The organism is Aeromonas sanarellii, from assembly GCF_000820085.1.
Lineage (GTDB): Bacteria > Pseudomonadota > Gammaproteobacteria > Enterobacterales > Aeromonadaceae > Aeromonas > Aeromonas sanarellii.
The window spans coordinates 39,694-52,284 of record NZ_CDBN01000053.1 but is presented as its reverse complement, the minus strand read 5'-3'; the positions used below and the strand labels follow the sequence as shown (position 1 = coordinate 52,284).

The 12,591-nt window shown below is 63.6% G+C and carries 10 protein-coding genes; 7 read left to right on the top strand and 3 right to left on the bottom strand.

Annotated elements, in window-relative coordinates; translation table 11 throughout:
- Positions 1 to 74 precede the first annotated feature (74 nt).
- The 6 genes from BN1132_RS11120 (at position 75) to BN1132_RS11095 (ending at position 8,684) form a co-directional block, all read left to right on the top strand.
- Positions 75 to 2,096, top strand: coding sequence for an exoribonuclease II (locus BN1132_RS11120; protein ID WP_042077587.1), 2,022 nt, complete (start codon positions 75 to 77; stop codon positions 2,094 to 2,096).
- A gap of 652 nt (positions 2,097 to 2,748) precedes the next feature.
- Positions 2,749 to 4,677 (top strand): PTS mannitol transporter subunit IICBA, encoded by a 1,929-nt coding sequence (locus BN1132_RS11115; protein WP_042077585.1) that lies wholly within the window; start codon positions 2,749 to 2,751, stop codon positions 4,675 to 4,677.
- A gap of 37 nt (positions 4,678 to 4,714) precedes the next feature.
- Positions 4,715 to 5,860 carry a mannitol-1-phosphate 5-dehydrogenase gene (locus tag BN1132_RS11110; RefSeq protein WP_042077583.1) on the top strand — a complete coding sequence of 382 codons (1,146 nt, stop codon included), beginning with the start codon at positions 4,715 to 4,717 and terminating at the stop codon, positions 5,858 to 5,860.
- A 116-nt stretch (positions 5,861 to 5,976) separates the two neighbouring features.
- Positions 5,977 to 6,498, top strand: coding sequence for an MltR family transcriptional regulator (locus BN1132_RS11105; protein WP_042077582.1), 522 nt, complete (start codon positions 5,977 to 5,979; stop codon positions 6,496 to 6,498).
- Between the two features lie 91 nt (positions 6,499 to 6,589).
- Complete coding sequence (locus tag BN1132_RS11100; RefSeq protein WP_042077580.1) at positions 6,590 to 8,371, top strand: cation:proton antiporter; 1,782 nt, start codon at positions 6,590 to 6,592, stop codon at positions 8,369 to 8,371.
- A gap of 64 nt (positions 8,372 to 8,435) precedes the next feature.
- Positions 8,436 to 8,684 (top strand): hypothetical protein, encoded by a 249-nt coding sequence (locus BN1132_RS11095; RefSeq protein ID WP_042077579.1) that lies wholly within the window; start codon positions 8,436 to 8,438, stop codon positions 8,682 to 8,684.
- Between the two features lie 37 nt (positions 8,685 to 8,721).
- On the opposite strand, the gene BN1132_RS11090 is transcribed toward BN1132_RS11095, so the two are convergent.
- Both BN1132_RS11090 and zntB read right to left on the bottom strand, forming a co-directional pair.
- Complete coding sequence (locus tag BN1132_RS11090) at positions 8,722 to 9,240, bottom strand: mechanosensitive ion channel domain-containing protein (protein ID WP_042077578.1); 519 nt, start codon at positions 9,238 to 9,240, stop codon at positions 8,722 to 8,724.
- 9 nt (positions 9,241 to 9,249) lie between these two features.
- On the bottom strand, positions 9,250 to 10,242 hold the full coding sequence (zntB, locus tag BN1132_RS11085) for a zinc transporter ZntB (protein ID WP_042077577.1): 993 nt from the start codon (positions 10,240 to 10,242) through the stop codon (positions 9,250 to 9,252).
- A gap of 104 nt (positions 10,243 to 10,346) precedes the next feature.
- On the opposite strand from zntB, the gene BN1132_RS11080 reads away from it, so the two are divergent.
- A complete protein-coding gene (locus BN1132_RS11080; protein WP_042077576.1) occupies positions 10,347 to 10,796 on the top strand; it encodes a YaiI/YqxD family protein in 450 nt (149 codons plus the stop codon).
- A 126-nt stretch (positions 10,797 to 10,922) separates the two neighbouring features.
- Here the strand turns inward: BN1132_RS11080 and BN1132_RS11075 are convergent, their stop codons facing one another.
- Positions 10,923 to 12,128 (bottom strand): NupC/NupG family nucleoside CNT transporter, encoded by a 1,206-nt coding sequence (locus BN1132_RS11075; protein ID WP_042077575.1) that lies wholly within the window; start codon positions 12,126 to 12,128, stop codon positions 10,923 to 10,925.
- Positions 12,129 to 12,591 lie beyond the last annotated feature (463 nt).

Genomic DNA, 12,591 nt, shown 5'->3' with positions numbered 1-12,591 from the left:
CCTTGGCTTTGGAGGGGTAAAAACGTATAGTGCTGGGCGATTAACCATCAGGTCTCCACTCAGGTTCCCCATTTATGTTCCAAGACAATCCGCTGCTGGCCCAGCTCAAGCAACAAATCCGCGAAAACATCCCCAAGAAAGAGGGTGTGATCCGCGCCTCCGATCGGGGCTTCGGCTTCCTGGAGGTCGATGAGAAGACCAGCTATTTCGTGCCGCCTCCCTACATGAAGAAGGTGATGCACGGCGACCGGGTGAGCGCCCTGATCCGTACCGAGAAAGAGAAGGAAGTGGCGGAGCCCGATGCCCTGCTGGAGCAGGCGGTGACCCGCTTCGTCGGCCGCGTGAAGATGTTCCGCGACCGCCTCAACGTGGTGCCGGACCACCCCCTCATCAAGGACGCCATCAAGGCCCGCGCCAAGAAGGGGCTGGACGAGAAGTCCTTCAAGGAAGGGGACTGGGTGGTTGCCACCCTCAAGCGCCATGCCCTCTCGGACGGCAACTTCTCCGCCGAGATCACCCAGCTCATCGCCACCCAGGAAGATCACAACGTGCCCTGGTGGGTAGTGCTGGCGCGCCACAACCTGGCCCAGATTGAACCGGCCGACCTGCCGGAGTGGAAGGTGATCGAAGAGGAAGAACTGCCTCGCCGCGATCTGACCCAGATCCCCTTCTTCACCATCGACGGTGCCAAGACCAAGGACATGGACGATGCCCTGGCCATCACCAAGCTGGAGAACGGCTGGGAGCTGCTGGTGGCCATCGCCGACCCGACCGCTTACGTGGCCGAGGGGAGCGAGCTGGACAAGGAGGCCGCCCAGCGCGCCTTCACCGTCTACATGCCGGGGCGCAACGTGCCCATGATCCCGCGCACCCTCTCCGACGAGCTCTGCTCCCTGAAGGAGGGCGAGGAGCGCAACACCCTGTGCGCCCGTCTGCTCATCGCCGAGGACGGCCTGCTGCTGGAGGAGACCGAGTTCTTCGCCGCCCGCATCGTCTCCCACGCCCGTCTCAGCTATGACGACGTCTCCGACTGGGCCGAACACGGCAAGGAGCTGGCCATCGACGCAGGTGTGCTGGCCCAGCTGCCCCTGATGAAGGCGATGACGGAGGCCCGCATCAAGTGGCGCACCGAGCACGCCCTGGTGTTCCCGGACAGACCCGACTACGACTTCGAGCTGGGTGAGGACGGCGAGGTGCTGGCGATCCACGTGGAGCCGCGCCGCATCGCGAACCGCATGGTGGAAGAGTCGATGATCGCCGCCAACATCTGCGCCGGCCGCGTGCTCGGCAAGCAGGTCGGCTACGGCATCTTCAACGTCCACACCGGCTTCGACGAGGAGTCCCTGGACGGCGCCATCGAGCTGCTCAAGAGCGCCGAGGCCCCGTTCGAGAAGGAAGAGATCGCGAGTCTCTCCGGCTTCTGCGCCCTGCGCCGCTGGATCGACGGCCTGGACACCCGCTGGCTGGACGGCAAGATCCGCCGCTTCCAGAGCTATGCGCTGATGTCCGCCGAGCCGGGGGCCCACTACGGCCTGGGGCTGGATGCCTACGCCACCTGGACCTCCCCCATCCGCAAATACGGCGACATGGTCAACCATCGCCTGCTCAAGGCCGTCATCGCTGGCAAGACCCCGGGTGAGCGCCCAAGCCTGGAGCTGACCGAACACCTGACCGCCTGCCGCCGCCTGCACCGCATGGTGGAGCGCGACATCGGCGACTGGCTCTATGTCCGCTACCTCAAGGCCGATGCGGGCACCGACAAGGTGTTCAACGCCGAGATCATCGACGTGATGCGCGCCGGCCTCAAGCTGCGCCTGCAGGAGAACGGCGCAGTGGTGTTCATGCCCGCCCGCCACATCCTGGACAACAAGGACAGGCTGGAGTGCAACTGGGACAACGGCCGCGTCTATCTGGACAAGACCGAGGTGGTCTACGAGCTCGGTCAGATCATCGAGGTGAAGCTGACCGAGGCGGTGGAAGAGACCCGCTCCCTCATCGCCAAGCCGGCGGTGGCTCTGGTGCCGGGCCCGGCGCCGGTGGCACCGGCCAGCGAAGCAGAGGCGGCGCCGACCGCCGAGGCCCCCAAGGCGGAATAAACCCGCAGCCAGCCTTGTCCCGAAAAAGCCCGCTTCCCGCGGGCTTTTTCATGGGCGCGCCGCAGAGACGGACCACACCAGGAGGAAGGCGCAGCCGAACGCCCGCATTTTGCCATGCCGCCAGGAAGGGAATGGCAGCCACGGGAAGCGTCGGGAAGCACGAAGGAAGGAAACAGGAGGAGTCATGCCGGAGGCGATCCCCCCGGCGGCGAAAACTGAAAGTGGGTTACAGAATCATTGATTCATCGATGAATAATGGGTGATAGAGCCTGATCAATCGTTGCAGCTTGTCAATTGGATGACACAAGTCATGCCTCAATCGAGTACAAATCATCATTATGTGACGAGAATCACATTGACACATGGTTTGCGCAAACAACAAAACGAGATTCACATCACAAAAAATCGGAGAGAAAAGGCGAGGAGATCGAAATGTAACCGAAATACGGCGATTGATTGTGATCGACATCACTATGTATGGAGGGGGGAGGTCGGGGTATTTGAGACGCGGGTCACAATACCCCCCGTTTTCAGCCTAATTTGATTACAAGCTGGTAGATTGAAGTTGCTTAGACGACAGGGATGGGGTTCTGCAAAACCGACCATCCCCACTACCACCCTTAATCACACAGGCTTAAAACGGGGTCCCGACATGTTATCACCGGATACCAAAGTCAAGATACAGAATTTTGGACGCTTCCTGTCCAATATGGTCATGCCCAACATAGGCGCCTTCATCGCCTGGGGCTTCATCACCGCCCTCTTCATCCCCACCGGCTGGCTGCCGAACGAGACGCTGGCCAAGCTGGTCGGCCCCATGATCACCTACCTGCTGCCCCTGCTCATCGGCTACACCGGCGGCAAGCTGATCGGGGGTGACCGGGGCGCCGTGGTCGGTGCCATCACCACCATGGGCGTCATCGTGGGGACCGACATCCCCATGTTCATGGGCGCCATGATGGTCGGCCCGCTCGGTGGCTGGGCCATCAAGCGCTTCGACAAGGCGATGGAGGGTCGCGTCAAGAGCGGCTTCGAGATGCTGGTGAACAACTTCTCCGCCGGCATCATCGGCATGCTGCTGGCCATCCTCGCCTTCTTCGTGATCGGTCCCTTCGTCAAGGTGCTCTCCGGTGCCCTGGCCGGCGGCGTCGACTTCCTGGTCGCCCACGGCCTGCTGCCGCTCACCTCCATCTTCGTCGAGCCGGCCAAGATCCTGTTCCTGAACAACGCCATCAACCACGGCATCTTCTCGCCACTGGGCATCCAGCAGGCCACCGAACAGGGCCGCTCCATCTTCTTCCTGATTGAAGCCAACCCGGGCCCGGGCCTCGGCGTGCTGCTGGCCTACATGGTGTTCGGTCGCGGTGCCGCCAAGCAGTCCGCTGCCGGAGCCTCCATCATCCACTTCTTCGGCGGCATCCACGAGATCTACTTCCCCTACGTGCTGATGAACCCGCGCCTCATCCTGGCGGTGATCGCCGGCGGCATGACCGGGGTCTTCACCCTGACCCTGTTCAACGCAGGCCTGGTCTCCCCCGCCTCGCCGGGCTCCATCTTCGCCGTGTTGCTGATGACGCCGAAAGCCTCCCTGATCGGGGTGCTGCTCTCCATCATCGCCGCCGCCACCGTCTCCTTCCTGGTCGCCGCCGTGTTCGTCCGTGCCCAGCAGCCGGAGGCCGACGAGGCCGATGCCCTGGGTGAAGCCACCCGCAAGATGAAGGCCATGAAGGGTGCCAAGCCCGAGACCACCGCGGCCAAGAAGCCGGGTGCCGAGCTCACTGCGGTGCGCAACATCGTCGTTGCCTGCGATGCGGGCATGGGTTCCAGCGCCATGGGTGCCGGCATGCTGCGCAAGCGGGTGCAGGCCGCCGGCCTCGACATCAGTGTCACCAACCGTGCCATCAACAACCTGGACGATCAGGTGGATCTGGTCATCACCCACAAGGATCTGACCGACCGTGCCCGTCGCCACGCGCCGCACGCCCGTCACATCTCCCTCTCCAACTTCCTCGACAATGCCCTCTATCAGGAGCTGGTGCAGAACCTCACCCTGGCCAACGCGGCCAACGACGACGTGGCCAACCCGCAGCTGCTGGTGGCGGCCAACGACGACAGCTACGAGCCGCAAGCCAGCGAGGTCTTCACCCTGAGCCTGCAGGACGTGCATCTGGGCCTCAAGGCCGACAACAAGGAGGCCGCCATCCTGGCCGCCGGCAGGTTGCTGGCCGAGCGCGGCTACGTGGCACCGGACTATGTCGACGCCATGCTGGAGCGGGAGAAGCTGGTCTCCACCTACCTCGGCGAGTCCATCGCCGTGCCCCACGGCACCATAGCCGCCAAGGAGCACGTCAAGCGCACCGGCATCGTCATCTGCCAGTACCCGGCCGGGGTCGCCTTCGGCGAGGGCGCCGACGAGGTGGCGCGCCTGGTCATCGGCATTGCCGCCCGCAACGATGAACACATACAGGTCATAACCCGCCTGACCAATGCACTGGACGAACCCGGTCTCGTCGACCGTCTGGCCAGCACCCAGGATCCCCAGGAGTTCCTGGATCTGCTGGGGGCCGAGCAGGCCGCGTAATCATCCGTCATCGTCTTTGGTTATAGAGGTTAATATCATGAAAACATTGCATTTTGGTGCCGGCAACATAGGTCGTGGCTTCATCGGCAAACTGCTGGCGGACGCCAGCCACCAGGTCACCTTCGCCGACGTCAACGAAACCCTGATCGATCAGCTCAACCACCGCCAGGAGTACAAGGTGCACGTGGTGGGCACGGATCAGAAGCTGGACGTGGTGCGCAACGTGGCGGCGGTCAGTTCCGCCGGCCACGAGGTGATCGCCCGCATCATCACCGCCGATCTGGTGACCACCGCGGTCGGCCCCAACATCCTGGACAAGATTGCCAGCACCCTGGCCAAGGGGCTGCAGGCCCGCTTCGATGCCGGCAACCTGACCCCGCTCAACGTCATCGCCTGCGAGAACATGGTGCGCGGCACCAGCCACCTCAAGCAGGAGGTACTCAAGTATCTGCCGGTCGCGTATCATGCCACCCTCGAAAACTGTGTCGGCTTCGTCGACTCGGCGGTGGATCGCATAGTCCCGCCCGCCGCAGCCAACGACGACCCGCTGGAAGTGACGGTGGAGAGTTTCAGCGAGTGGATCGTCGACCAAACCCAGTTCAAGGGGGAGCTGCCCCAGGTGGCGGGCATGGAGCCCACCGACAACCTGATGGCCTTCGTCGAGCGCAAGCTGTTCACCCTCAATACCGGCCACATCGTCACCGCCTACCTCGGCAAGCTCAGGGGCTATGGCACCATCCGCGAGGCGATCGAGGATCCGCTGATCCGCAGCAAGGTGCGCCGCGCCATGGAGGAGAGCGGGGCCGTGCTGGTGAAACGCTACGGTTTCGACCCGCGCCTGCACGCCGCCTACATCGAGAAGATCCTGGCCCGCTTCGCCAACCCCTATCTGGTGGACGAGATTGACCGGGTCGGCCGCCAGCCACTGCGCAAGCTGTCGGCAGGGGACAGGCTGGTGAAGCCGCTGCTCGGCACCCTGGAGTACGGCCTGCCGAGCGATCACCTGCAGGAGGGCATAGCGGCGGCGCTGCACTACCACAATGCCGACGATCCCCAGGCGGTGGAGCTGCAGACGCTGCTGGCCGAGCTCGGTCCGGCCCGGGCCCTGGCCAGGGTGACCGGCCTGGATGAAAACAGCGATGTCGTGCGCACCATAGTCGCCCGCTACAACAACTTGAAGTGACCCTATGGGGTGCCTTCACCGCCGCCGGTCAGCGCAGACCGGCCAGTGAGGCACCCCATACGATAAAACCGGGGAAGAGCCTGGCTCTCCCCCTGTCAGCCGGACCCTAGAGACCTATGACCACACACCAGGAAGATGATGTACTGGAGCGACTGAACGAGCAGGACGGCCCCCGCGGCTTCTTTCTCGAGGTCGTGACCATCCTGGAAGAGGCGGTCGACTCCCTGATGCGGCGAGCCTTTCGCCAGGAGGAGTATGCCGTCAAATACGCCATCGAGCCCCTGCTCAACCAGAGCGGCCCCCTCGGCCAGCTGGAGGTGCGCCTCAAGCTCATCTTCGCCCTCGGCCTCATCTCCCTCGAGCGCTATCAGGATCTCGAGGCCTACCTGAAGATCCGCGATTTTCTGGTGCGCGATCCCAAGGATTACCGCTTCAGCGACAAGCCGATCCGGGATCTGCTGGCTCGCCTCCATGGCATCAATCAGGGCAGCATGATGCCGCAGGATCCGCCGGCCAACGAGGAGGACTGGCCCCTCTACCAGATGCAGCTCAACCGGCTCGATCAGATGGTGCGCTCGGCCCTGGTGCTGGCGGTGACCGACTGTGTCACCGAGCTCCACAAAGAGAGTCCCATCTGATCGGGACCGTCCGCTGAGGGCCCACCCACAGGGTGTCAATTTGCCCTCCCCGCTACACTAGGTCCAACCCCATCATCTGTCCGAGGTTGGCATGATTGCACTCTCCCTCGCCGGGATCGCCCTGATCTCCCTGCTGGCCCAGTGGCTCGCCTGGTCGCTGCGCGTCCCCGCCATCCTGTTCCTGCTGCTGAGCGGCCTGCTGCTCGGTCCGATCACGGGCGCGCTCGACCCGGATCTGTTGCTGGGGGAGCTGCTGTTTCCCCTGGTCTCCCTCTCGGTCGCCATCATCCTGTTCGAAGGGGCGCTGACCCTGCACCTGACCGAACTCAAGGGGATCGGCAAGGTGGTGCGCAACCTCTGTTCGGTGGGCATGCTGGCCAGCTTCGCCGTCATCGGTGTCGCCAGCTACTTCCTGCTCGGGCTGGACTGGCGGGTCGCCATGGTGCTCGGCGCCGTGCTGGTGGTCACCGGCCCCACCGTGGTCGCCCCCATGCTCAACGTGATCCGGCCGGTGCGGGAGGTGGACAAGATCCTGCGCTGGGAGGGGATCGTCATCGACCCCATCGGCGCCCTGTTCGCGGTGCTGGTATTCGAGGCGGTGCGCCTCGGCAGCCAGAGCGACGTGCTCAGCCACACCCTGCTGGCGCTGGCCAAGACGGTGGGGGTCGGCTCCCTGATGGGGGCGGCCGCCGGCTGGCTCACTACCCTGCTGATCCGCAAGGACTGGTTGCCGGTCAGCCTGCACAAGTTCGGTGTGCTGGCGCTGGTGCTGGTCACCTTCACCCTGTCTGACTGGCTCAGCCACGAGTCCGGCCTGCTGGCGGTGACCGTGTTCGGCATCTGGCTCGCCAATCAGGAGGGGCTGGATCTGGAGGAGGTGCTCGCCTTCAAGGAGGACCTTGCCGTCATCCTCATCTCCTCCCTCTTCATCCTGCTGGCGGCCCGCCTCGATCTGGCCCAGCTCTGGCAGCTCGGCCCCATGGTGCTGGCGCTGCTGTGCGTGGTGCAGTTCGTCGCCCGCCCGCTCTGCATCCTGGTCTCGACCTGGGGCTCCGATCTCCCCTGGCGGGCGCGGGCCCTGCTCGGCTGGATAGCGCCCCGCGGCATAGTGGCGGCGGCGGTCAGCGCCTCCTTCGCCATCAGCCTGCACCAGGCCGGCATCGCGGATGCCGACAAGCTGGTGCCCCTGGTGTTTGCCGTCATCATCTTCACCGTGGTGCTGCAGAGCCTGACGGCCACCCCCCTGGCCCGGCTGCTCGGCATGCGCCAGAGCGCGCCCAACATCTGGCTGCTGATCGGCGCCAACTCGGTGGCCCGCGCCATAGGCCGGGCGCTGGCGGATCAGGGCATCCCCGTCCATCTCTCGGATCCGGCCTGGGAGCACTGCAAGCTGGCCCGCATGAGCGGTCTGCCCTGCTATTTCGGCAACCCGCAGTCGGAGCACGCCGAGCTGCACCTGCCCCTCACCAGCATCAATACGGTGCTCGCCCTCTCCCCCAACCGCCACAACAACGCCCTCGGCGTGCTGCACTTCGCCCACCTCTACGGGGAGGAGAAGGTCCACTCCCTGCGCTCCAGCGAGCAGCATGGCAAGGCGAACCGGGAGAGCGCCACCTTCCGCGCCCGCCAGCACCTGTTCGGCCCCGACGTCAATTTCGCCCGCCTGAGCGGCCTGCTGAGCCGGGGCGGCCAGATCAGGGCCACCAGGCTGAGCGACGCCTTTGACTGGGGCCAGTACCAGGACGCCAATCCGGGCGCCATCCCCCTGTTCGTGCTGGATGCCAGGGGCAGGCCCAGGGTCGTCACCGGTCCCGTCGCCCCCCTGGCAGAGGAGCTGCTGATCGCCCTGCAACCGCCCAGGGAGGCGGGATGAAGGGGCCGCATCCTTGGCTGCGAGCTAGACTTGAGGGTGGCGCCATGAGTCACAGGAGGATGTCATGACAGTCAGCGAATTGCGTGCGCTTCACCAGCAGCACAGGTTCAGGGAGGCGGAGATCATGCACGACATCATCGCGCCCGGCTGGATCGTGGAGTTTCGGGGGCAGGACGGCCATCTCTACGTGATGACGGATACCCTGGGGTGTCCCATGAGTTTCTCCTCCACCGAGGAGGCTCGCGACCACATCCATCTGGTGGCCGATTGCCCCATCCAGGTCGAACACCTCTACCGCTTCTTCGAGCGTTGAGCCCCCGACCAGCAGAAGGATCCCGCGGGAGCCTTCTTCATTCCGGTTGCAGGGGTTCAACCTCCTTGCCCTCCAGCCGCCTGACCGGCTTTTGCAGGATAAGGTTGGCCGGGTAGGTGACCAGATCGCCGTTGTCATCCCGCACCCGCACATAGAAGAGGCCGATCTCGGTGATGACGCCGGTGACGGAATCGTCCTTGTCCAGGATGCGGATCCGGTCGCCGATCTTGTAGGGGAAGGCGAAGAAGATGGTGATGCTGGCGGTGATGTTGGAGAGGATCGACCACTGGGCCACCATGGCGACGCCGAGCACCGCGAAGAAGGAGGAGGCGAGCACCACCAGCCGGGAGAAGTCGAGCCCCCAGACCCCCGCCAGGATCAGCAGGGTGGCGCAGCCGAGCAGGAAGTGGAACACGTGCTCCACGTAGATCACCCGGTTCTCGCTCACCTGCCGGCTCTGGCCAAGGGCCATCAGGCTCTTGTGGATGAGGCCGCGGATCAGGGTGTGACCCAGCAGCAACAGCAGGGTCCAGCCAAAAGATTCCCATGTCGTCATGTTCACTCCTTACCACCAGCGCCTGTGCTTGAGCCAGACCGCGAGTCCGGTCGCCAGCGCCAGCAGGGAACCACAGAAGACCCAGAAGGCGGTCGGGCTCTCGGCCCCCGGCATGCCCCCCAGGTTGATGCCGAACAGGCCGGTCAGGAAGCTGGCGGGCAGGAACAGCAGCGCCATCACCGACATCTGGTAGGCGCGGCGGTTGGTCGCCTCCGCCATCAGGTTGTTGATCTCGTCCGCCAGCACGGCGGTGCGCGCCACGCCGGCATCCAGATCGTCAAGCCAGCGCCGCAACCGATCGGCGATGTCGAGCAGGCGCCGCCTGTCATCCTCGTCCAGCCAGCTGATCTTCTCGTTAGCCAGGCGCGCTACCAGATCCCGCTGGGGGGAGAGGTAGCGGCGGATCATGATGAGCTGCTTGCGGATCCGTGCCAGCCGGCCATTGGGGGGCAGATCGCGCATCAGCACCATCTCCTCCAGATCCAGGATCTGATCGTGCAGCTCCTCGACGAATTCCCCGGCCCTGTCGGTCAGGGCATCGCAGATCTCCACCAGCCAGTCGGCGGGGGAGTCGGCGCCTCCCCCCAGCGTCAACTGCTCGAACACGTCCTTCTCGGAGAGCAGCGGACGGCGGCGACTGCTGATGATGAGATCCGGCGTGATGTAGATGCGCAGCGCCACCATCTCTTCGGGTCTGTGATCCTTGTTGTGGTTGATGCCCCGCAGGATCAGCAGCACCGTCTCCCCCATCCGCACCAGCTTGGGCCTGTTGCTCTGGCCGAGCAGGGCCTCGCGCGCCGCCTCCCCCAGCAAGGGGGTCTGCAGCAGCCAGCGCGCGGCCTCCGGGTTGCCGTAATCCAGATGCAGCCAGCCGGGCTGGGCTGCCGGAATCTCGCTGCCCGCCGCCAGCGGCTGCATGCCTCCCTTGCCATCCAGGGTCAGGCCATAAATCACGTCACTGGGCACCCGATCCATCCACACGTCCTTCTCGCTCATGGTCATCGGCCCAGCTTACACCAAAGCCGGGCCCGACTCAGCCCCGGGGCAGCCGCCCCGCACCGGCCGTGCTAAGATGCCGCCTCGCCTCAGACACAGGAAACCATGCCATGCCCATCTGGGTTGATGCCGATGCCTGCCCGCTCCCAATCAAGGAGATCCTCTACCGCGCCGCCCACCGCGCCCAGGTCGTCACCACCCTGGTGGCGAACCAGGGGTTGCGGGTGCCCCCCTCCCCCTTCATCAAGACCCAGCAGGTGGAGAAGGGGTTCGATGTGGCGGATCATGTCATCGCCCAGCAGGTCAAACCCGGCGACCTGGTGATCACCGGCGACATCCCCCTCGCCTCCTGGGTGATCGATGCCGGGGGCGAGGCGCTCAACCCCCGCGGCGAGATCTACACCCGCGAAACCATCAAGGCGCGCCTCGGCATGCGCAACTTCATGGAAGAACTGCGCTCAGCCGGGGTTCAGACCGGCGGCCCCGCCCCCCTCAACGCCGCCGACAAGCAGCGCTTCGCCAATGCGCTGGACAAGTGGCTGGTCAGGGGCAAGCTCTGACCCCTGCCCCACGCCGTCTGACAGGGCCAGGCCCTGCCCCTTGTGGACGGCCTGAGACCGCCAGACGCCCAAAAAACAACCCCCTGCCGAGGCAGGGGGTTGTCAGCGCGAGCGCGGAGGGATGAGTTAGAGCATCACACCGGCGATGACGGCGGAGAGCAGGCTCACCAGGGTGGAGCCGTAGACCAGCTTCAGGCCGAAGCGGGAGACCATGTTGCCCTTTTCTTCGTTCAGCGCCTTCACCGCACCGGCGATGATGCCGATGGAGCTGAAGTTGGCGAACGACACCATGAAGATGGAGAGCATGCCGACGGTACGCGGGGAGAGCTCGGCGGCGATCTTGCCGAGATCCATCATGGCCACGAACTCGTTGGTCACCAGCTTGGTCGCCATGATGGAGCCGGCCTGCAGCGCCTCACCGCTCGGGATGCCCAGGATCCAGGCGATGGGGTAGAAGATGTAGCCCATGACGTGCTGGAAGTTGACCCCAAATGCCGCCTCGAACAGGAAGTTGATGAGGGCGATCAGGGCGATGAAGCCCACCAGCATGGCACCGACGATGACCGCCACGGTGAAACCGGCCATGATGTATTCGCCCAGCATCTCGAAGAAGTTCTCCTTCTTCGGGGTGTGGTGCTCGTCACCCTCGGCCAGCGCCTTGGCGTCGGTCACGGTATTGTCCGGCTCGTAGGGGTTGATCAGCGACAGCACGATGAAGGTGCTGAACATGTTGAGCACCAGGGCCGCCACCACGTAGCGCGGCTCGATCATCTGCATGTAGGCACCGACGATGGACATGGAGACGGTGGACATGGCGGTCGCCGCCAGGGTGTACATCTGCTTCTCGTTCAGGTGCGGCAGCACGTTTTTCAGCGCGATGAAGTTCTCGGACTGGCCGACGATCATGGAGCTGATGGCGTTGAAGGACTCCAGCTTGCCCATGCCGTTGATCTTGGCCAGCACGGTGCCGATGCCGCGAATGACGATGGGCAGCAGGCGGATGTACTGCAGGATGCCGATCAGCACGGAGATGAAGACGATGGGCATCAGCACCATCAGGAAGAAGGAGAAGGCCCCCTCGTTCATCAGGCCGCCGAACACGAAGTCGGTCCCCTGCTTGGCAAACTCCATCAGCTTGGTGAAACCGGCGGCGAACCCGCCGATGACGGCCAGACCCACTTCGGAGTTCAGCATGAACCAGGCGAGCGCCAGCTCGACCACCAGCAGTTGACCGATGTAGCGCGGCTTGATCTGTTTCCAGTTGCGGCGGTTTGCCAGCAACGCCAGAGCCAGGACCATCACGAGTCCGAGCACAAAGTGAACGTATTCCATACCTGTAGCACCTGAGTGAATTGTAATTTTTGACCGGCGCCATCATAGACATTTGCACATTTAAAAATCTGATAGCCATCACAATCCGCGGTAAAAATATGCATGCAGGATAATACAAACGTTTTTAAATTAATTAAACAATTTCGCCGGTATTAATCCATCGTCCACAAAACAATTAAATCATTATAAAACAATTACTTAAAAATAATCCACTTCACATTAAAGGCTTATTTTCACAGCCGCATTACATCCCTTTAAAATTCGCACAGTGGCGTCGCAGCCAACCTGTCAAATTTACGACCGCTTTATTTAATCAAGGCGAAATGACAAACGTTTATCTTATTTGCAATGAATGATGACGGCGCCATCAACCTATTTCCACGACAGCGGAACGGTGACTCGCATGATCCCTGCCCGGCTGGCAGCCCAGACTCCCCTGCCGGGGCGGGAAGGCAGGCTCCCG

Excerpts from the sequence above, each read along its gene's own strand:
- BN1132_RS11090 (WP_042077578.1), bottom strand. The coding sequence starts at position 9,240 with ATGACGACATGGGAATCTTTTGGCTGGACCCTGCTGTTGCTGCTGGGT.
- BN1132_RS11075 (WP_042077575.1), bottom strand. The coding sequence starts at position 12,128 with ATGGAATACGTTCACTTTGTGCTCGGACTCGTGATGGTCCTGGCTCTG.
- BN1132_RS11095 (WP_042077579.1), top strand. The coding sequence starts at position 8,436 with ATGACAGTCAGCGAATTGCGTGCGCTTCACCAGCAGCACAGGTTCAGG.
- BN1132_RS11105 (WP_042077582.1), top strand. The coding sequence starts at position 5,977 with ATGACCACACACCAGGAAGATGATGTACTGGAGCGACTGAACGAGCAG.
- zntB (WP_042077577.1), bottom strand. The coding sequence starts at position 10,242 with ATGACCATGAGCGAGAAGGACGTGTGGATGGATCGGGTGCCCAGTGAC.
- BN1132_RS11120 (WP_042077587.1), top strand. The coding sequence starts at position 75 with ATGTTCCAAGACAATCCGCTGCTGGCCCAGCTCAAGCAACAAATCCGC.
- BN1132_RS11100 (WP_042077580.1), top strand. The coding sequence starts at position 6,590 with ATGATTGCACTCTCCCTCGCCGGGATCGCCCTGATCTCCCTGCTGGCC.
- BN1132_RS11110 (WP_042077583.1), top strand. The coding sequence starts at position 4,715 with ATGAAAACATTGCATTTTGGTGCCGGCAACATAGGTCGTGGCTTCATC.
- BN1132_RS11115 (WP_042077585.1), top strand. The coding sequence starts at position 2,749 with ATGTTATCACCGGATACCAAAGTCAAGATACAGAATTTTGGACGCTTC.
- BN1132_RS11080 (WP_042077576.1), top strand. The coding sequence starts at position 10,347 with ATGCCCATCTGGGTTGATGCCGATGCCTGCCCGCTCCCAATCAAGGAG.